The sequence below is a fragment of the Azoarcus sp. TTM-91 genome (genome assembly GCF_012911025.1).
Taxonomy (GTDB): domain Bacteria; phylum Pseudomonadota; class Gammaproteobacteria; order Burkholderiales; family Rhodocyclaceae; genus Azoarcus.
Genome location: NZ_WUEI01000306.1, coordinates 1 through 427, shown reverse-complemented (window position 1 = coordinate 427; position 427 = coordinate 1). Strand labels below are relative to the sequence as shown.

At 36.1% G+C, this 427-nt stretch carries 1 protein-coding gene; it reads right to left on the bottom strand.

Annotation, left to right across the window (positions count from 1 at the left end):
* Positions 1-414 (bottom strand): ATP-binding cassette domain-containing protein (locus tag GRF61_RS24365; RefSeq protein WP_169153182.1); only part of this gene is annotated, 414 nt, incomplete at its 3' end.
* Between the last annotated feature and the right edge of the window lie 13 nt (positions 415-427).

Sequence of the window (427 nt, the reverse complement as noted above, 5' to 3'; positions counted from 1 at the left end):
GTCTAATATGATTTCTTTTTGTTCTTCTTTTTCGTAAGAGCCGTGAATGTTCATTGGCTCGCTAATAATTTGGAATACATTCATTGCCGGGTTTAATGTTGCGTATGGGTCTTGGAAAATGATTTGCATTCTTTTTCGATATTCTTTTAGTTCACTTTCCTTTAAACTTGCGATGTCTTTTCCGTCGAATAAAACGTTACCTGAAGTGACATCGTGTAAGCGAATGATACTTCTTCCTGTCGTTGATTTTCCGCAGCCAGATTCTCCTACTAGTCCGAATGTTTCACCCTTTTTAATTGTGAAACTGAGGTCATCGACTGCTTTTAATTGTTCTGTTTTTCTGCCGAATAGTCCTTTTTTAATAGGGAAATACTTTTTTAGATTCCGAACTTCAATTAAGTTTTCTTCATGCATGTGATTCACCTAC